The sequence below is a fragment of the Sphingopyxis sp. genome (assembly GCF_036261875.1).
Taxonomy (GTDB): domain Bacteria; phylum Pseudomonadota; class Alphaproteobacteria; order Sphingomonadales; family Sphingomonadaceae; genus Sphingopyxis.
In genome coordinates, this window is sequence record NZ_DATAJZ010000025.1 from 1 (window position 1) to 19,506 (window position 19,506).

At 66.4% G+C, this 19,506-nt stretch carries 18 protein-coding genes; 13 read left to right on the top strand and 5 right to left on the bottom strand.

Features of this window, described 5'->3' with window-relative positions:
• Positions 1–138: 138 nt before the first annotated feature.
• Together VHO04_RS11250 and VHO04_RS11255 are read right to left on the bottom strand one after the other, a co-directional pair.
• A complete protein-coding gene (locus VHO04_RS11250) occupies positions 139–486 on the bottom strand; it encodes a GntR family transcriptional regulator (protein ID WP_257550638.1) in 348 nt (115 codons plus the stop codon).
• Positions 487–556: 70 nt separating this feature from the next.
• Positions 557–1,138, bottom strand: coding sequence for a nitroreductase (locus tag VHO04_RS11255; protein WP_329628374.1), 582 nt, complete (start codon positions 1,136–1,138; stop codon positions 557–559).
• A 187-nt stretch (positions 1,139–1,325) separates the two neighbouring features.
• On the opposite strand from VHO04_RS11255, the gene VHO04_RS11260 reads away from it, so the two are divergent.
• The 5 genes from VHO04_RS11260 (at position 1,326) to VHO04_RS11280 (ending at position 7,096) form a co-directional block, all read left to right on the top strand.
• A complete protein-coding gene (locus tag VHO04_RS11260; RefSeq protein WP_329628375.1) occupies positions 1,326–2,972 on the top strand; it encodes a peptide MFS transporter in 1,647 nt (548 codons plus the stop codon).
• Positions 2,973–2,974: 2 nt separating this feature from the next.
• Complete coding sequence (locus VHO04_RS11265) at positions 2,975–4,393, top strand: amidohydrolase (RefSeq protein ID WP_329628376.1); 1,419 nt, start codon at positions 2,975–2,977, stop codon at positions 4,391–4,393.
• Positions 4,390–5,691 carry an amidohydrolase family protein gene (locus VHO04_RS11270; RefSeq protein ID WP_329628377.1) on the top strand — a complete coding sequence of 434 codons (1,302 nt, stop codon included), beginning with the start codon at positions 4,390–4,392 and terminating at the stop codon, positions 5,689–5,691. Before VHO04_RS11265 ends, VHO04_RS11270 begins: the two co-directional genes overlap by 4 nt.
• Positions 5,692–5,839: 148 nt before the next feature.
• A complete protein-coding gene (locus tag VHO04_RS11275; RefSeq protein WP_329628378.1) occupies positions 5,840–6,541 on the top strand; it encodes an NnrU family protein in 702 nt (233 codons plus the stop codon).
• A gap of 6 nt (positions 6,542–6,547) precedes the next feature.
• Positions 6,548–7,096, top strand: a complete 549-nt coding sequence (locus VHO04_RS11280; protein WP_329628379.1) for a DUF1003 domain-containing protein — start codon at positions 6,548–6,550, stop codon at positions 7,094–7,096.
• A gap of 156 nt (positions 7,097–7,252) precedes the next feature.
• On the opposite strand, the gene VHO04_RS11285 is transcribed toward VHO04_RS11280, so the two are convergent.
• The gene (locus tag VHO04_RS11285) at positions 7,253–8,248 is read right to left on the bottom strand and encodes an aldo/keto reductase (protein WP_329628380.1); all 996 of its coding nucleotides are present in this window, start codon (positions 8,246–8,248) and stop codon (positions 7,253–7,255) included.
• Positions 8,245–9,492, bottom strand: coding sequence for a dicarboxylate/amino acid:cation symporter (locus VHO04_RS11290; protein WP_329628381.1), 1,248 nt, complete (start codon positions 9,490–9,492; stop codon positions 8,245–8,247). The genes VHO04_RS11285 and VHO04_RS11290 overlap by 4 nt, the downstream gene beginning before the upstream one ends.
• A gap of 119 nt (positions 9,493–9,611) precedes the next feature.
• On the opposite strand from VHO04_RS11290, the gene glmM reads away from it, so the two are divergent.
• From glmM to folP, 8 genes are all read left to right on the top strand, one after another.
• Positions 9,612–10,952, top strand: a complete 1,341-nt coding sequence (gene glmM / locus VHO04_RS11295; RefSeq protein ID WP_329628382.1) for a phosphoglucosamine mutase — start codon at positions 9,612–9,614, stop codon at positions 10,950–10,952.
• A 194-nt stretch (positions 10,953–11,146) separates the two neighbouring features.
• Positions 11,147–11,371 carry a DUF1272 domain-containing protein gene (locus VHO04_RS11300; protein ID WP_003051183.1) on the top strand — a complete coding sequence of 75 codons (225 nt, stop codon included), beginning with the start codon at positions 11,147–11,149 and terminating at the stop codon, positions 11,369–11,371.
• Positions 11,368–12,522, top strand: coding sequence for a bifunctional hydroxymethylpyrimidine kinase/phosphomethylpyrimidine kinase (gene thiD, locus VHO04_RS11305; protein WP_329628383.1), 1,155 nt, complete (start codon positions 11,368–11,370; stop codon positions 12,520–12,522). Before VHO04_RS11300 ends, thiD begins: the two co-directional genes overlap by 4 nt.
• A 166-nt stretch (positions 12,523–12,688) precedes the next feature.
• Entirely contained in the window at positions 12,689–13,246 is a 558-nt protein-coding gene (locus VHO04_RS11310; protein WP_329628384.1) for a ribonuclease HII, read from the top strand.
• Positions 13,247–13,262: 16 nt separating this feature from the next.
• Complete coding sequence (locus tag VHO04_RS11315) at positions 13,263–14,159, top strand: oxidoreductase (protein WP_329628385.1); 897 nt, start codon at positions 13,263–13,265, stop codon at positions 14,157–14,159.
• Between the two features lie 14 nt (positions 14,160–14,173).
• Positions 14,174–15,196 (top strand): DUF2804 domain-containing protein, encoded by a 1,023-nt coding sequence (locus tag VHO04_RS11320; RefSeq protein ID WP_329628386.1) that lies wholly within the window; start codon positions 14,174–14,176, stop codon positions 15,194–15,196.
• A 221-nt stretch (positions 15,197–15,417) separates the two neighbouring features.
• Positions 15,418–16,557: a site-specific DNA-methyltransferase gene (locus VHO04_RS11325; protein WP_297662885.1), complete on the top strand. Its 1,140-nt coding sequence runs from the start codon at positions 15,418–15,420 to the stop codon at positions 16,555–16,557.
• Between the two features lie 114 nt (positions 16,558–16,671).
• On the top strand, positions 16,672–17,802 hold the full coding sequence (gene folP, locus VHO04_RS11330; RefSeq protein ID WP_329628628.1) for a dihydropteroate synthase: 1,131 nt from the start codon (positions 16,672–16,674) through the stop codon (positions 17,800–17,802).
• A gap of 30 nt (positions 17,803–17,832) precedes the next feature.
• Here folP and VHO04_RS11335 read toward each other — a convergent pair whose 3' ends face one another.
• On the bottom strand, positions 17,833–19,266 hold the full coding sequence (locus VHO04_RS11335; RefSeq protein WP_257550607.1) for a sigma-54-dependent transcriptional regulator: 1,434 nt from the start codon (positions 19,264–19,266) through the stop codon (positions 17,833–17,835).
• Positions 19,267–19,506 lie beyond the last annotated feature (240 nt).

Sequence of the window (19,506 nt, forward strand, 5' to 3'; positions counted from 1 at the left end):
GGGGCAGGTGCGTCATGGCGCGCCTTTTCTGGATCGAAGCGTAAACCGAGGGTGCCCCTCCACCATGCTTCGCATGGTCCCCCTCCCCGTGCCGGGGAGGATATCTTGTCAGCAATCGGTCGAAACCCGCCGTTAGGCTTACGCCTCGCTCAGGTCGAGCAATTCGCGCGCATCCAACCCGATGCGGCGCATCTGCTGGGCGACGGGGGGCCAGATATTGGTCAGGAAGTCCTCGCGCATCAGGTCGCGCAGCCGGTCGGTCGCGCCCTCGGCGACGAACATGCCGACCCCGCGTTTCACCGTGACCAGCGCCTCGTCCTGAAAGGTCTGATAGGCCTTGGCGACCGTCAGCGGATTGGCGCCTTCTTCGGCGGCAAGCGACCGCACCGAGGGTAGCATGTCGCCGTCGCGGTAGGTGCCGTCGAGAATCGCGTTGGCGATGGTGTCGCGCAGGCGTTGATACACGGGTTTGGATTGATCGAGCATGGCGCTTTAATGCCATAAGACAGCAGCACAGTCAAATCAGGATATTAGGTAACAGAGGCCTCGTTTGATATTATATGTCCCAGGTGCTCACGACATCGTCATATTCCGGGCGCGGCCGTTCGGAGAGATCGGCGCCCGCCGTGCCGAGGAAGAAATAGCCGACGATTGTGTCTCCCGCGCGCGCGCCGAAGGCCCGGACGACCGCGGGGCTGTAGGCCGCCCAGCCGGTCAGCCAGCTTCCCACGAAACCATGCGCGTGCGCGGCGTGGAGCAGGTTCATGCCGACCGCGCCCGCCGACATCTGCTGCTCCCACAGCGGGATCTTGCTGTCCGCGACGGGGGTCGAGAGCAACACGAGCAGCGTGGGCGCCTGATGCGCGAACTGGTCGAGCGCCGACAGGTCCATGCCCGCGGCGCCGGGATTCTCATCGACCCACGCCCGCTTGAGCAATTGGGCGAATGCATCGCGTTGGTCGTCGGCGACCGTCACGATCCGCCACGGCGCGAGCTTGCCGTGATCGGGGGTGCGCAGCGCCAGCGCGATGATGGCGCGCAGCGTCGCGGCGTCGGGGCCGGGCGCGACCATGTCGCGCGCCTTGCCCGAGCGGCGAGTGGCGAGATGCGAACGGAGCGAGGAGATGTCGTTGAACATGGGGCGTCCTTTGGGCGTCTTTCCGTTGCGACGCAAGTGTTGCGAACGGTTCGCAATAAATTCGCGGCGGCCGACATGGTTTCACGCGCAATTAGATTCTTCCCTTGCGCAATTTTCGCGCTAGGTTGCCCGATATGCGCGGCGAAAAAGCCGCAGACACGACAATCGGGGTAAGGGACGCAATCGCATGAAAGACATGGCCTTGTGGAATGAAGGGGACTGGATCGCGGTCATCGCGCTCGTCCTCCTCGCGGTATTCCTCAGCATCGGCGCGCTGATCGCCGGGAGCAAGAAACCCGAATTCGCGGGTCATCCCAAGGGCCTCTACATGCTCTTCTTCGCCGAGATGTGGGAGCGTTTCTCCTATTACGGCATGCGGGCGCTGCTGATCTTCTATCTGACGCAGCACTGGCTGTTTTCGGATTCCAAATCGAACCTGATCTATGGCGCCTATACCGCGCTCGTCTATATCACCCCGGTGCTCGGCGGCTATCTCGCCGACCGTTATCTGGGGCAGCGCAAGGCGGTGCTGTTCGGCGGCGTGCTGCTCGCGCTCGGCCATTTGTTCATGGCGTTCGAGGGCGATCACGGGATCACCGACGCCGCGACCAAGCAGGCCGACGGCGCGATCAACATCTTCTGGCTCGCGCTGGCGCTGATCATCGTCGGCTCGGGCTTCCTCAAGGCCAATATTTCGGTGATGGTCGGCCAGCTCTATCGCCTGACCGACCTGCGCCGCGACGCCGCCTACACCATCTTCTACATGGGGATTAACGTCGGCGCCGCGCTCGGCACGATCCTCGTCGGTTATCTCGGGCAGAAGATCGGCTGGTCCTATGGTTTCGGCCTTGCCGGCATCGGCATGGTCGCGGGGCTGATCGTCTTCGTGCTCGGCAAGAAGGTGCTGCTCGGCGCCGGCGAAGCCCCCGCGCCGCTCGCGCGGCAGAAGGAATTCGCGATCTACGGCGTCGGCCTCGCCGCGGTCGCGGTGATGTGGGCGCTCGTCCAATATCAGGACGTCATCCAGACGCTTCTGATCGTCTCGGGTGTCGCGCTGCTCGGCTATGTCCTCTACGAAAGCTTCAAGCTCGACAAGGAACCGCGCGAGCGCATGTTCGCGATCCTCTTCCTGATCGCGCTCAATCCGCTCTTCTGGGGACTGTTCGAGCAGGCGGGCGGCAGTTTCAACCTCTATACCGACCGCTATGTCGACAAGGGCGGCGTGCCCGCGTCGGTGTTCCAGTCGATCAATCCCATCTACATCATCCTGTTTGCGCCGATGTTCGCCGCATTGTGGCAATGGCTCGGCAAGCGTGGGCTCGAGCCGTCGGCGCCCGCGAAATTCGCGCTGGCGCTGGCGCAGGTCGGCGCGGGCTTTCTCGTCTTCGTCTGGGGCGCGAACAGCGTCGGACCCGAGGTGGCGACGCCGGTGCTCTTCGTCTTTCTGCTTTATATGCTCCACACGACCGGCGAGCTTTGCCTGTCGCCCGTCGGGCTCAGCGCGATGAACCGGCTGGCGCCGAGCTTCCTCGCCTCGCTGATCATGGGCGCGTGGTTCTACATGACCGCGGTCGGCAATTTCGTCGCGGGCAAGATCGGCGAAGCGACCGGCGGCGAAAGCGGCAACATGACCAAGGAGGCGACGCTCGCCATCTATCAGGAGATCGGCCTGATCACGATCGGCGTCAGCATCGTCGTGCTGGCGCTGTCGCCGATCGTGAAGAAATGGATGCACCTCGACACGCTGCGCGACCGCGACGATGCGGTGGCGGGCGAGAGCGAGCTTGGCGAAGCGCAGGCCGCGGGTGTCCATCCCGAACCCAAGGGGGCGTGAAGATGATGAAGGGCGTGAAGGGCGGCCTGCTCGCCGCGGTATCGCTGGCGCTCGTCGGCTGCGCGGCGACGGGCACTGAAGCGAAATCGGCGAGCGACAAGCCCGCCGCGACGGCGTCGGCCGACCGGCCGGCGCGGTTCGACAAGAACCCCTATCCCTCGACCTACAAGCCCTATCCCTCGCGGCTGACGGTGGTGAAGAACGTCACCATCTTCGACGGCGAGGGCGGGCGGATCGACCATGGCTCGATCGTCCTGTCGAGCGGCAAGGTCCTGTCGCTCGGCGGCCCCGACATGGACTTGCCGACCGACGCCGACGTCTATGACGGCACGGGCAAATATCTGACCCCCGGCGTGATCGACATCCACAGCCACCTCGGCGACTATCCGAGCCCGAGTGTCGAGGGCCTTTCGGACGGAAATGAAGCGACCGGGCCGGTGACCGCCGAAGTCTGGGCCGAGCATAGCGTCTGGCCGCAGGACCCCGGCTTTACCCGCGCGCTCGCCAACGGAGGCATCACCACGCTCGAAATCCTGCCGGGCAGCGCGAACCTGATGGGCGGCCGCTCGGTGGTGCTCAAGAATGTGCCCGCACGCACGGTGCAGGGGATGAAATTCCCCGGCGCGCCCTATGGCCTCAAGATGGCGTGCGGCGAGAATCCGAAGCGCGTCTATGGCAACAAGGGCCGGATGCCCTCGACCCGCATGGGCAATATGGCGGTCGACCGCCAGACCTGGGCGAAAGCGGTCGCCTACAAGAAGAAGCTCGACGAGGGGAAAGCCGTCGACCGCGACCTAGCGATGGAAACGCTCGCGGGCGTGCTGTCGGGCGAAATTCTGATCCAGAACCATTGCTACCGCGCCGACGAAATGGCGCAGGTCATCGATATGAGCCACGAGTTCGGCTACAAGGTTTCGGCCTTCCACCACGCGGTCGAGGCCTATAAGATCGCGGACCTGCTCAAGAAGGAAGACATCTGCGCCGCGATGTGGGCCGACTGGTGGGGCTTCAAGATGGAAGCCTATGATTCGGTGCCCGAAAATATCGCACTTGTGTACAAGGAAGGCGCCTGCACGATCGTCCATTCGGACGACGCGAACCAGATTCAGCGGCTCAATCAGGAAGCCGCCAAGGCGCTCGCCGCCGGGCGCCGCATGGGGATGCAGATCAGCGACGAACAGGCCTGGACCTGGCTCGGCATCAACCCAGCAAAAGCGATCGGACTGGCCGACAAGATCGGCAGCTTGAAGCCCGGCAAGATGGCCGACGTCGTGCTGTGGAACGGCAATCCGTTCAGCGTTTATACGCGGCCGGAGAAGGTCTGGATTGATGGCGCGCTGATGTTCGACGCGAATGATCCGAAACGGCGGCCCGTGACCGACTTCGAACTGGGGCAGCCGGGCGAAGGGGATGTGAAATGATCCGCACGCTTCTTCTTTCCGCCGCCGCGCTGATCGCGCTTCCCGCCGCCGCGCAGGACGTCGCCATCACCAATGCGAAGCTCGTCATCGGTGACGGCAGCGCGCCGATCGAGGGCGGCACCGTCGTCGTGCGCGGCGGCAAGGTCATTGCCGCCGGGCGCGGCGTCGCGGTGCCCGCGGGCGTCGAAAGCGTCGATGCTGAGGGCCGTTACGTCACCCCCGGCATCGTCGCGGCATTCAGCCGTGTCGGGCTCGTCGAGGTCGATTCGGTGGCGGGCAGCAACGACCGTTCGGCAAGCCGGTCGCGCTTTTCGGCGGGGCTCGACATCGCGCCCGCGCTCAACCCGATGGGTTCGCCGGTCGCGGTCAATCGTGCGGCGGGCGTCACCCGCGCGATCGTCGCACCGGGATCGAGCAGCAATTTGTTCGCCGGGCAGGGCGCGGTCGTCGACCTTGCCGACGACATGGACATGGTGACGAAACCGCGCGCGCTGCAGTTCGTCGCCTTTGGCGAGGATGGGTCGGCGAAAGCGGGCGGTAGCCGCGCCGCGACCTTCCTGCTGTTCCGCGAGCAGTTGCTCGCGGCGCGCAGCTATGCCCGCAACCCCGCGACGCTTGCCGAATGGGGCAATGACGCGATGATCCAGCGCGCCGATGCCGAGGCGCTGGTGCGCGTCATCAACGGCACGACGCCGCTGTTCGTGCGCGTCGACCGCGCTGCCGACATATTGAACGTGCTGAAGCTGAAGGGGGATTTTCCGGCGCTCAAGCTCGTCCTCGTCGGCGCGACCGAAGGCTGGCTCGTCGCGCGCGAGATTGCGGCGGCGAAGGTGCCGGCGATCGTCTCGCCGCTCAGCGACCTGCCCGACAGTTTCGAGCGGCTGGGCGCGACCCAGTCGAATGCTGGGCGGCTGGAGGCGGCCGGGGTCGATGTCTCGGTCGGCGTGTTCGACGACGACGACGCGCACAAGATGGGCTATACCACCCAATATGCGGGCAACCTCGTCGGTCTGACCAAGCTGCCGGGCGCGAGCGGGCTGACGTGGGATCAGGCCTTCGCCGCGATCACCAGCGCCCCGGCGCGCGCGGCCCAGATGGAGGGCAGCATCGGCTCGCTGAAACCGGGGCGCGTCGGCGACGTCGTGATCTGGGACCATGATCCGCTCGAACTGGGCAGCCGCCCGGTCCAGATCTGGATCGACGGCAAGCGCCAGTCGCTGACCACGCGCCAGGACCGCCTGCGCGACCGCTATCTGACGCCCGAGGAAGGCGCGCTGCCGAAAGCGTATGATCGGTGATTATAGGTGATGGCAGCGTTTGTTTTCCCATTTCGTCATTCCGGCGAAGGCCGGAATCTCGACCTAGCGATATTACGCTCGGGTGAGATCCCGGCCTTCGCCGGGATGACAAAGAAATGGAGGGCGGCGCTGGGAGGAGAGGACTCCGATGCAACCCATGTCGCTTCTTGTCGTCACCGGCGCGCTGTTCGTCGGCACGCACTTCGCCCTGTCGCATCCGCTGCGTGACGGACTTTCGCGGGGACTTGGCGAACGCGGGTTCCTGATCGTCTATTCGGTCGTGGCGATCGCGACCTTCGTCCTGATGGTGCAGGCGTTTCGCGGCCTGCCGCCCGAGCCGCCGCTCTGGACCGTCGGCGATCCCCTGTGGGCGGTCGCTTCGCTGCTCGTGCTGTTTGCCAGCATCCTGTTCATGGGGTCGCTGATTGGCAATCCCGCTTTGCCCGCGCCGGGCGCGGCGGCGAGCGCGCAGGGCGCGCCGCGCGGGGTCTTCGCGATCACCCGCCACCCGATGATGTGGGGCTTCGCGCTCTGGGCGCTCGCGCATGGGCTGGTGATGCCGACGCCGGGGCAGATTATATTGTCGGCGATCATCGCCTTCCTCGCGCTCGTCGGATCGGCGGGACAGGACGCGAAGAAGGCGCGGCTGATGGGCGATGCGTGGCGGCACTGGGCCGCGCGGACGAGCTTCATCCCTTTCGCGCGGCAGGTCGCGGGCACCACCCCATGGGGCGACACGATCCCGCGCGGACACGCCTTGCTCGGCGGAATAGTGCTGTGGCTCGCCGCGACCTGGGCGCATGGCGCGCTCGGCTATATGGTCGCGGGGATCTGGCGCTGGGTGGGATAGAGCCCGATGAATCACGAGGAAAAAGTCGCTGATCTGTCGCTGCGCCTGCTCGGCCGCGCTTACGATCAACTCGACGGGGGCGAGCAGCGCGTCATTCTTGCGATCGCCGAACGCGCGCCGACGAGCCGCAGTCCGGACGGCAGCGATGACGACGCCGATCCGTCGCAGACGAGCTTCGGCGAACGGCTGGCCGACCGCGTTGCGGCGATTGGCGGATCGTGGGGGTTCATCATCGGCTTTGCAATCGTGCTGTTCGCGTGGATGCTGATCAATTCGAAAGCGCTTGAGGGTTTGGGGCTCAGCTTCGACCCGTTTCCCTTCATCTTCCTCAATCTGATGCTGTCGATGCTGGCGGCGATCCAGGCGCCGGTGATCATGATGAGCCAGAATCGGCAGGCGGCGAAGGACCGGCTGACCGAGAAACTGGACTATGAGATCAACCTGCGCGCCGAGCTGGAGATCATGAGGCTGCACGAAAAGCTTGATCAGATGCGGTTTCACGAGCTTCGGGATAAGGTTGAGGAACTATGCGAGCGGTTGGACCGGAGGGGGTAGGGCGGCGGCTTTGGGGTGGGGAGCAGCTCCTTCCTAACTCTCGTCATCCCGGACTTGATCCGGGATCCATTCATCCGGCGCTGAGAGAATGGATCCCGGATCAAGTCCGGGATGACGATGCAAGATAGGTCCGCTTCCGATCGAAACCCGGAAACCCTACAGCCGCACCATCCGCATTCCCATCTCACCATAGCGCGGACCGCTCGTCCCGCCCACCGGCGCGGCGGCTTCGATCGCGGCGAGGTCGTCGGCGGTCAGGGTGACGTCGGCCGCTCCGACGCTGTCCTCCATCGTCGCGCGGCGCTTGGTGCCGGGGATCGGCACGATGTCGTCCCCCTGCGCGAGCAACCAGGCGAGCGCGACCTGCGCGTTCGACACGCCATGCTTCGCCGCGACCCCGGCGATCGCATCGACGATCGCGAGGTTGGCGGGAAAATTCTCTTCAGAATAGCGCGGGTCGTTGCGGCGCCAATCGTTCTCGGGCAGCTCGTCGCGGCTGCGCACGGCGCCCGCGAGGAAGCCGCGGCCGAGCGGCGAATAGGGGACGAAACCGATGCCATATTCGCGGCAGACGGGCAGGATTTCGGCCTCGACGTCGCGCTCCCAGATCGAATATTCGCTCTGCAAGGCGGTGATCGGCGCCGCCTTGGCGGCGCGCCGCAGCGTTTCGGGGCCGGCTTCGGACAGCGCGATGTGGCGGACCTTGCCTTCCTTGACGAGATCCATCATCGCGCCGACCGTATCCTCGATCGGCACCGAGGGGTCGACGCGATGCTGATAAAAGAGGTCGATCGTGTCGATGCCGAGCCGCCGGAGCGAACCCTCGCAGGCGCGGCGCGCATTTTCGGGCGAGCCATCGACGCCGACGATCTGCTTGCCGTCGAATTTGAAGCCGAATTTGGTGGCGATCACCAGCCCCTCGCGCTTGCCGCGGATCGCCTCGCCGAGCAATTCCTCGTTGCTGAACGGGCCGTAGATTTCGGCGGTGTCGAAGAAAGTGACGCCAAGGTCGATCGCGCGGTGGATCGTCCGCGTCGCCTCGTCCATGTCGGCGGCCTCGCCATAGAGGATATTGCCGCCCTTGATCATCGGCATGCAGCCGATGCCGATCGCGGAGACTTCGAGACCCTGGCCGAGCTTGCGATATTTCATGGCGTTTCTCCTGTGCTGTCGCTGCCGACTCCATCGGCGGCGAATTTGGTGGCGGCGACATCGGCGATAACATTGCCGATGGTCCGGAAGATGTCGGGAAAGGTCTCGACCGCGACGAGCAGCCCCAACGGCGCGACGGGCACACCCATGGCGATCGCGATCGGCGCGATCGAGGTGACGAAGCTGATCGACCCGGGCAGGCTGACCGAAGAGAGCGCCGCCGCCAGCGCGACCGCAAGGCCGACCGCCATCGCCCACGGCGACAGCGAAATGCCGAACAACCACGCGACATAGACGACCACCGCGAGGTTCATCGCCGGGCTGGTGAAACGGAACAGCGCGACCGCGAGCGGCAGCACGACATCGGCCTTCTTGGGATCGACGCCCAGATCGGCGGTCGCGCGCAGCATCGCGGGCAGGCTGGCGAGCGAGCTTTGGGTGCTGAGCGCCACCGCGAAGGTCGGCACCATCGCGCGGAGGAAGCGCGGCAGGGGGATGCGCGCGGCGAGCACCGCGAGCAACAGGCCGAGCAGGATCGTCGCGGTGCCGATCGCCGAGAGCATCAGCACATAATGGAGCAGCCCGCCGAAGGCCGAGACCCCGGCCTTGACCGCGAGCGCATAGCCCAGGGCAAAGACGCCGATCGGCGCGAGCGCGAGAACCCAGCCGATGACGACGAGCATCGCGTCGCCGAGCGCCTTGAACAGGCCCGACAGGATGGCGCGCTCGGCGGTGCCGACGCGGGTAATCGCGAAAGCGAAGATGGTGGTGAAGACGATCAGCGGCAGGATCGCGGTTTCCGCCGCGGCGGCGATCGGATTGGTCGGGATGAGCGACAGCAGGAAGTCGGCGAAGCTCGGCGACGGCCCCGTGCCGGGGGTTCCGCCGAGCCCGTGGCGCAGCCCTTCGGCGGCGGCGGACGAAAGCGGAAAGAGCTTCAGGAGAAGCGGCAGCAGCAGCAGCGTCATCAGTCCCGCGAGAATATTGGCGCCGATGAAGGTGGCAACCGCGCGCCCCGCGAGCCGGCCCGCGCGCGCGGCGTCGGCGGTGGCGGTGATGCCGGTGACGAGCAGCGCGACGACGAGCGGGACGATCGTCATCTTGAGCGCGTTCAGCCACAGGATTCCGACCGGCTCGATGAAGGGCAGCGAGGCGGTGCCGGTGTCGGGAGACGCCATCTCGATCCCGATCCCGAGCAACATGCCGGCGACCAGCGCCGAAAGGATGATCCATGCCGATTTCAAGTTCAAATCCCCCAAAGGAAGAGAGCCCAGCTTGCCAAGCAAAAACGGGTGACCTAGGGCCTCCCTATATGCCGGGGTCGGCTCTTGTCCTGCGACCCGGATTAAGTAGCAGAGGTGCCATGCGCAAGTTTTTCGGAACCGACGGGATTCGCGGACTGACCAACCAGGTTCCGATGACCGCGGAGGTCGCGATGCGCGTCGGCATGGCGGCGGGCGCGCATTTCCTGCGCGGCACCCACAAGCACCGCGTCGTGATCGGCAAGGATACGCGATTGTCGGGCTATATGCTCGAAAATGCGCTGGTCGCGGGCTTCACCAGCGTCGGCATGGACGTGGTCCAGGTCGGGCCGATGCCGACCCCGGCGGTCGCGATGCTGACGCGATCGATGCGCGCCGACCTGGGCGTCATGATCTCGGCGAGCCACAATCCCTATGCCGACAACGGCATCAAATTATTCGGCCCCGACGGCTATAAATTGTCCGACGAGGACGAGACGCAGATCGAGCGGCGGCTGACGCAGGAACCGGCGCTCGCCCAGCCAGCGCATGTGGGCCGTGCGAAGCGCATCGAGGACGCGCGCGGCCGCTATATTCACGACGTGAAGCAGAGCCTGCCCGAATCGGTCCGGCTCGACGGCCTCAGGATCGTGCTCGATTGCGCCAACGGCGCCGCCTATAACAGCGCGCCGACGGTGTTCTGGGAGTTGGGGGCCGACGTCGTCGCGATCGGGGTCGAGCCCAATGGCGTCAACATCAACGACCGCTGCGGCTCGACCGCGCCCGGCCTGCTGCAGGAAACCGTGGTCGCGAGCGGTGCCGACATCGGCGTCGCGCTCGACGGCGACGCCGACCGGCTGATCGTCGTCGACGAAAAGGGCGCGATCGTCGACGGCGACCAGATCATGGGGCTGATCGGCGCGAGCTGGGCGCGGCAGGGGCTGCTGAAAGGCGGCGGGATCGTCGCGACGGTGATGTCGAACCTGGGGCTTGAACGCTTTCTGGAGGGCGAGGGGCTGCGGCTCGAACGCACCAAGGTCGGCGACCGCTATGTGCTTGAACGGATGAAGAGCGGCGGGTTCAACGTCGGCGGCGAGCAGTCGGGGCATATGATCCTGTCGGATCATGCGACGACCGGCGACGGCACGCTCGCGGCGCTGCAGGTGCTCGCCGAACTGGTGCGGTCGGAAAAGCCCGCAAGCGAGCTGCTGCACCAGTTCGATCCGGTGCCGCAGCTTTTGAAGAATGTCCGCTTCGCGGGCGGCAAGCCGCTCGAGAATGGCGACGTTCAGGCGGCGATCGCCGAGGGCGAAGCGGCACTGAACGGCCGCGGCCGCCTCGTCATCCGGGCGTCGGGGACCGAACCCGTGATCCGGGTGATGGCCGAAGGCGACGATGCCGGGCAGGTCGAACAAGTCGTCGACATGATCTGCGACGCGGTGCGGGTCGCGGCGGCGAATTGACTGCCCCTCTCGACACGAACGGATTGAAAGTTGAAGAGCAAGGCGTGATTATCCTCTCGTCACCCCGGACTTGATCCGGGGTCCCGCTCAGCGACGCCGGAAAGCGGGACCCCGGATCAAGTCCGGGGTGACGGAAGAGGGCAGGTTTCGGAAGCCGTACGGCCTCACCACCGATTTTGAAGGAAGTTTTGAAAATGCTTGAAATGCGACCCGATTGCGAACGCTGCGGCCGCGATCTGCCCGCCGATATCCACGGCGCGTTCATCTGCTCGTTCGAATGCACCTTCTGCGCGACCTGCGCCGACAAGCTCGACGAGCGCTGCCCCAATTGCGGCGGCGATCTGCTCGACCGGCCGCTGCGCGAAGGCGCGGCGCTCGCCAAATTCCCCGCTTCGACGGAGCGAAAGTTCAAGCGTTGACCGCACGCGTCCTGATTATCGCCGGCTCGGACAGCGGCGGCGGCGCGGGCATCCAGGCCGACATCAAGGCGGTGACGATGCTCGGCGGCCATGCGATGACCGCGATCACCGCGATCACCGCGCAGAATACGCTGGGCGTGCAGGGCGTCCATGCGATCCCGACCGAGATGGTGCTCGCGCAGATCGACAGCGTCGCATCGGACATCGGCGTCGATGCGGTGAAGATCGGCATGATCGGCAGCGCGGAGACGGCGGCGGCGGTCGCCGAGCGGCTGACGCGGCCCGATCTGGCCGAGGCAGCGGTGGTGTTCGACCCGGTGATGATCGCGACGAGCGGATCGGTGCTTGCCGATACGGCGACGATCGCGGCGTTTCGCGCGCTGCTGAATCGCGCGATGGTCGCGACCCCGAACCTGCCCGAACTCGAGGCGCTCGGCGGCGAGGAGGCGGTGCTCGCGCATGGTTGCTCGCTGCTGGTGAAGGGCGGCCATGCCGAGGGCGAGACGGTGATCGACCGCCTCTTCGAAACCGGCGAGGGCGAAGTCGCGCGCTGGGAGGCGCCGCGGATCGACACGCCGCACAGCCACGGCACCGGCTGCACGCTGGCGAGTGCGATCGCGACCGGGCTGGCGCAGGGTATGCCGCTGGAACCCGCGATCGCGCGCGCGCGCGATTTCGTGCGGCTGTCGCTGCTCGACGCGCCGGGGCTGGGGAGCGGCCATGGCCCGATGGGGCAGCAGGCGGTGCGCAACGACGGACTGTTCACCGGACCGGCGCTCAACCAGATCACGCTGCCCGCCACGGATTATGCGGCGTCGGTGGCGTTCTACAAGCAACTCGGCCTGACACAGATCGTCGATAGTCCGGGCGCTGAAGGCCTTGGGGGATACGCCCGCTTCGAGGCCGCGAACGGCGTCACCCTGTCGATCCACGTCGGCGACGGCGCGGCAGGCGGCGCGACGGCCTATCTGGAAAGCGGCGCGCTCGATGCCTGGGTCGCCTATCTCGCGCGGCGCGGCGTGCAGTTCGAGCAGATGCCGAAGGACGAGGAATGGGGCTGGCGCGAGGCGCGGCTGACTGACCCCGCCGGCAATCGCCTCTGCCTCTATCAGGCGGGCGAATATCGGAGGTATCCGCCGTGGCGGATTTGACCGGAAAAGGCCGCCAATTTGGCCGTTCGTGTCGAGCGAAGTCGAGACACCCATCGGGTCGGCGCTTCACTGATGGGCATCTCGACTTCGCTCGATGCGAACGGGATATTTTAAGTTGCATCGATGCCGCATCTCAAAGCGCCTCCTTGAAGTCGGGAGGAGGCCCATGCTGATCGTCGGCGTCGACGAAGCCGGGCGCGGGCCGCTCGCGGGGCCGGTCGTCGCGGCGGCGGTGCTGCTGTGCGAGGGCGGCATCGCCGGGCTCGACGACAGCAAGAAACTCACCGCGAAACGCCGCGGCGAGCTGGAGATTCTGATCAAGGCGCGCTGCCGCTGGGGCGTCGGCGAGGCGAGCGTTGCGGAGATCGACCGCATCAACATATTGCAGGCGACCTTCCTCGCGATGACACGCGCGGTCGAGGCGCTGGGCTTCGACCCGCACGAGGTGCTGGTCGACGGCAACCGCCTGCCCAAATGGCGCTACAGCGCGCGTGCGATCGTCGGCGGCGACGCGCTCCATCCGTGCATTTCGGCGGCGAGCATCATCGCCAAGGAGCATCGCGACCGCTTCATGGTCGCCGCGGCGCGCGACTATCCGGGCTTTGGCTGGGACCGGAATATGGGCTATGGCACGCCCGAACATATGGCGGCGCTGCGCAAGCATGGGCCGACGCCGCACCACCGCGCGAGCTTTGCGCCGGTCGCGCAGCTCATGCTGATCTGACGGACGGGAGAGGGCGATGCGCAGCGGATTCACGGCCGATGACGTTGCGACCCAGAGCGGACGGCGCTTCCTGATCACCGGTGCCAACGCCGGGATTGGTTTCGAGGCGGCGAAGCTGCTGGCGGCGCGCGGCGCGCATGTCGTGCTCGCCTGCCGCGACGCGGGCCGCGCCGAGGCCGCGATGGGCCGCATCCGCGCCGATACGCCCGCCGCCGACCTGTCGTTCCAGCCGCTCGACCTCGCCGATCTCGATCAGGTGAAGGAGGCGGCGGGGGCGGTGCTGGCGGGGCCGCGCATCGATGGGCTGATCAACAATGCCGGGGTGATGATCCCGCCGCGGACGCTGACCAAGCAGGGGTATGAACTGCAATTCGGGGTCAACCACCTCGGCACCTTTGCCTTCACCGGGCTGGTCCACGGCCATGTAGACGACCGCATCGTCGTCACCGCCAGCCTCGCGCACAAGGGCGGGACGATGGATTACAGCGACCTTGGCGCGCAGCGCAGCTATCATCACTGGCAGCGTTACCAGACGAGCAAGCTCGCGAACCTGCTCTTCATGTTCGAGCTCGACCGTCGGCTCAGCGCCGCGGGCCGCGCGACGCAGGCGATCGGCTGTCATCCGGGCGTCGCGCTGACCGAGCTCACGCGGCACCTGCCGTTCCCGCTGCGCGGCATGACGCCGCTCGCGACGCCCTTCTTCAACAGCGCGGCGCAGGGCGCCTGGCCGACCTTGCAGGCGGCGACCGGCGCGCATGTGCAGGGCGGCGACTATCTGGGGCCGCAGGGTCTGGGCGAGATATCGGGGCGTTCGGGCCCGGCGCGCGCCAGCGGCAAGGCGCGCGACCCGAAACCGGCGCGCGAGTTGTGGAACCGCTCGATCGACCTTACCGGCGTCGATCCGGGGCTGTGAAAGGGACGCGGGGGATGGCGCAGCATCTTATGGGCGAGGGGCCGCTGCACGATGCCGCCGGGCATCTGATCGACCCCGGCTATGCGACGCGCGAGGTGCGCCGCTACGACCGCGCCGCGATCGCCGCCGATCCGGCGCGGATCAAGGAATGGGATTATTATTGCGTGCTCGATGCCGATTTCGGGCTCGCGCTGACCGTCGCCGACAATGGCTATGTCGGCTTTCTCGGCGTGTCGTGGATGGATTTGCGGGGACGGAGCTTCGTCAATCACGGCGCGCTGGTCACCGAGCCGATGGGCGGCATGGCGCTGCCGCCGAGCGCCGATCGCGGTGATATCGTTCAGGCGCAGGACGGGCTCGAACTCGCTTTCCGGCACGAGCCCGGCGGACGGCGGCTGACCGTCCATGCACCGGGCTTCGACGAGGGCCGCGGGCTGTCGGGCGAGATATGGCTCGATCAGCCGGCGATGGACCGGATGGTGATCGCAACGCCCTTCGCCGACGATATGCAGGCCTTTTACTACAACCAGAAGATCAACTGCATGGCAGCGCAGGGGCGTGTAAAGGTCGGGTCAGAAGCGCGTGATTTCGTGCCGAAAACGGCCTTTGCGGTGCTCGACTGGGGGCGCGGCGTCTGGACCTATGACAATGTCTGGTATTGGGGATCGGCGTCGGGGCTGGTCGACGGACGCCCGTTCGGTTTCAACATCGGCTACGGTTTTGGCGACACCTCGGCGGCGAGCGAGAATATGCTGTTCGTCGACGGCCGCGCGCACAAGCTCGATCAGGTGATCTTCCACATGCCCGATGGCGCGCCCGACAGCGCTCCGTGGCGCTTCACGAGCAACGACGGCCGCTTCGAGATGGATTTCGCGCCCGCGGTCAACCGCTGGGCGAAGGTCGATGCCGGGATGGTCCAGACCGAGCAGGATCAGGTCTTCGGTTATTTCTCCGGCCGGGCGGTCCTCGACGACGGCACCGCACTGACGGTGCGGGGCCTGCCGGGTTTCGCCGAGAAGGTCGCGAACCGCTGGTAGCCATCGCTGCGCGAAATTTTTTCCGCGAGTGAGTCCCGATCGTCACACCACCAGTGGTTGAGTCCGCGAGTCGCAACAGACTCCATATGTCGTGGCAGACTCCTTTCGTTCTCCTTCCTTTAACCATTTGGACACGCGGAATCCCTAGAGTCCCGGGCTTGACGGCGGACTCCGCCGGACTCATCAAGGCCTTCTTTGCAATGGAAACAGGGGCAAGCGGCATGGGTGTGATGGAACGGGTCAAGGCCCCGGCGGCGAAGCAGCGGGCACCGAAGGCGGTCCCGGCCGACCTGCCGCTCGACAGCATCCTGCAGGGCGACTGCATTGCGATGATGCGTTCGCTGCCCGCGGCCTCGATCGACATGATCTTCGCCGATCCGCCCTATAATCTGCAACTCGGCGGCGACCTGCATCGCCCCGATGGCAGCCAGGTCGATGCGGTCGACGACGAATGGGACAAGTTCGACAGCCTCGCGACCTATGACCGCTTCACCCATGCCTGGCTGAAGGAAGCGAAACGCATCCTGAAGCCCGGCGGCAGCATCTGGGTTATCGGCAGCTATCACAACATCTTCCGCGTCGGTGCTGCCTTGCAGGATCAAGGCTATTGGATCCTCAACGACATCGTGTGGCGCAAGGCGAACCCGATGCCCAATTTCAAGGGCACGCGCTTCACCAACGCGCACGAGACTTTGATCTGGGCCTCGATGGGCGAAAAGGCGCGCTACACCTTCAACTATCGCGCGATGAAGACGCTCAATGACGAATTGCAGATGCGCAGCGACTGGCTGATTCCGATCTGCGGCGGGCAGGAGCGACTCAAGAAGGGCGGGCACAAGGTCCACCCGACGCAGAAGCCCGAGGCCTTGCTCTATCGCATCCTGCTCGCCTGCTCGAACCCCGGCGACGTGATCCTCGATCCCTTTTTCGGCACCGGCACGACGGGCGCGGTCGCCAAGCGCCTCGGCCGCCATTTCATCGGCATCGAGCGCGAGGATGACTATATCGCGGCGGCGAAAGAACGCATCGAGATGGCGCTGCCGCTCGACGAGAGCACGGTGAAGACGATGATGGCGCCGAAAGCCGCGACGCGCGTCGCCTTCGGCACGCTGGTCGAAGGCGGGATGATCGCGCCGGGATCGGTGCTCACCGACGCAAAACGCCGCTGGAAAGCGGTGGTGCGCGTCGACGGCTCGCTCGATTGCGCCGGGCAGGACGCGGGATCGATCCACAAGGTCGGCGCGGGCGTGCAGGGCGCGCCGAGCTGCAACGGCTGGACCTTCTGGCACATCGACGACGGCAAGCAATTGCGCGTGATCGACGCGGTGCGGCAGGACTGGCTGCTCGCGAACGAGGCGTAGCTACCATCGAAATCCGTTCGCCCTGAGCTTGTCGAAGGGCTGTCCTTCTCTTCAACGTCGCAAAGGAAGAACGGTGCTTCGACAAGCTCAGCACGAACGGATAGGGGGATGACGATGTTCGCCCCGCTAACCAAACCCGTCCTCGGCACGACGTGGGAAGACGCCCGCGTATACCTCCGCCCGGCCTGCTTCGTCGATCGGCCGCACGAACTCGACGATGCCTGCCTGCGCCTTACCGATACGATGGTCTGGTTCGCGGCGTGGCACGTCAGCCTGCGCGACGACGGCAATGTAAAATCGGCGATCGTCCCGGTGCCCGAACTCGACGCGTGGATCGCGGCGATGCCCGACCGGCTCGCCGAAGCTGCAACGGCGCAGCGCGCCGCGGTGGCGCGTCCGCGCGGCAATCTTCAGCTCGGCGAGCGCGTCGTGCGGCTTGGCGAGCCGCAGCTCATGGGCATTATCAACGCCACCCCCGACAGCTTCTCGGACGGCGGCAAGCATGTCGACACCGCGGCGGCGATCGACGCGGGTTTCGCCATGGCGTCGGCGGGCGCGGCGATCGTCGATGTCGGCGGCGAATCGACCCGCCCCGGCGCGCCGCTGGTATGGGAAGGCGACGAGATTCAACGCATCGAGGGCGTCGTTTCGGCGCTCGCCAAGGGCGGCGTCGCGGTGTCGATCGACACGCGCAAGGCCGCGGTGATGGAAGCGGCGCTTGCCGCGGGCGCGACGATCGTCAACGACATCTCGGCGCTGCGGTATGACGAGCGCGCGATGGAGGTCGTCGCCAGGGCTGGCTGCCCCGTCGTGCTGATGCACGCACCGTCGGCCAAGAGCGATCCGCACGAGGGCGGAACCTATGCGCACCCCGTTTTCGACGTCTATGACCTGCTCGCCGAGCGCGTCGCGGCGTGCAGGGCGGCGGGGATCGATCCCGCGAAAATCATCGTCGATCCGGGCATCGGCTTCGGCAAGGGGATCGGCGACAATCTGGCGCTGGTGAACGCGCTGGCGCTGTTCCATACGCTCGGTTGCCCGCTGCTGTTCGGTGCGAGCCGCAAGCGGATGATCGGTGCGCTCGACAATGAAGCCCCCGCCGACGCGCGGCTCGGGGGCAGCGTGGCGCTGCATTATCAGGCAGCGACGCAGGGCGCGCAGTTGTTGCGCGTGCACGACGTGGCGGAAAACCGGCAGGCGCTACGCGTGTGGCGCGGGCTTAGGGATGCGGCGCTGACGGCCTGATCTCTTCGCCGGGATGACGATAAGGGGGGCTCAAGCCGCCGTATCGATCCCCAGATCGCTCAGCTTGCGATAGAGCGTCGAGCGTCCGATTCCCAGCCGCCGCGCGACTTCGCTCATGCGGCCGCGGTAGTGGCCGATCGCGAGGCGGATGACGTCGGCCTCGATTTCTTCCAGCGGCCGCAAATTGCCGTCGGGCAGGTAAAGCGTGATGCCGATCGCTTCGCCGTTGATCGCGACATCGCCTTCGCCCCCCGGCGTGCCGCCGCCGAGCGCGGCCTCGATCGCCTTGAGATCGGCGCTGGTGAGGACGTCGGTCTTGCTCGACGTCGCGGCGCGGAACAGCACGTCCTGCAACTGGCGGACATTGCCCGGCCAGGCATAGGCGGCGAGCAGGCGCAGCGCGTCATCGGTGACACCGATCGGCCCCATGCCGGGCAATCCGCCGATGCGCGCGAGCAGGTGGCGCGCGAGCGGGCCGACGTCGCCGCGGCGCTCCGAGAGCGAGGGCAAAGTGAATTGCGCGGTCGACAGCGCGTAGAACAGATCCTCGCGGAAATGTCCCGCCTCGATCAGCTTGTCGAGCGGGCTCGCGCTCGTCGCGATGATGCGGACGTCGACGCTCTGACGGATGCTGCCGCCGATCATCTGGACCTCGCCGCTGTTCAAGAATTCGACGAGCTTTGCCTGCGTTTCCAGCGGAATGCATTCGACATGGTCGATGATGATGCTGCCGCCGTCGGCTTGCACCAGTCGCCCAACCTGACGGTCGAAGGCGCCGGGGAAGGCGCCGCGTTCGTGGCCGAACAGCCCCGATCCGATCAGCCCCGGTGACACCGCCGAGCAGTCGACCATGACGAGCTGGCCGCGGGCGCGGGGGGATGCGCTGTGGATTGCACGCGCGAAGACCTCCTTGCCGGTGCCGGGCTTGCCGTTGATCATCACCGGGACGCGCGCGCGTGCCGCCTTGGCGGCGATGGCGAGGGCGCTGCGAAAATTGGGGCTCGACCCGATGATCTCCTCGAACGCTAGCGGCGCACGCAGTTTCTCGGTGAGCGGGCGAAGCTCGCCCTGCGGGCCGTTCGGGGCGACGATGCGGTCGAGCGCGCCGAGCAGCCGGTCGGGGGCGATCGGCTTCTGCACGAAATCGCTCGCTCCCGCGCGCATCGACGCGACCGCGATCTCGACCCCGTTGCGCATCGTGATGACGATCAGCGGCAGCGCGGGGCGCCAGCGGCGCAGTTCGGCGACGAATTCGGCGATCGGCATCCCCGGCGTGCCCTGGTCGACGAGCACCGCGTCGAGCGCCATGCCTTCCTGGGTGCCGAGCTTGGCGAGCGCGGTGTCGGTATCGCCCGCGACGACGCTGCGCCAGCCGCCGCGCGAGACCAGGGCCGACAGAAAGCGCTGCTGAGCAGGCTCGCTATCGACGATCATCACCATTCGCGTGTCGCGCGCATTCGCCATCGTTCTGATTCTGCCCCCTTTTGGCGACATTTGCCATGCCGGATTCCGCGGTGGCGCCAAGATGTAGCCGTAAGGGGTAAAAGGGGCATTAAGGCCGTTCGGCTTTTGCCGCGCGCCGATTTGGACAAAGCGCCCTTGAGCATCGCGGGCGGCGTGGCTAAGACCGGCGCGATATTCCGATTCTGGGCGCGCGGGCGCGTGCCTTTCGGGCAGAAAGGCAAAGGGGACAGGTCATGGCAG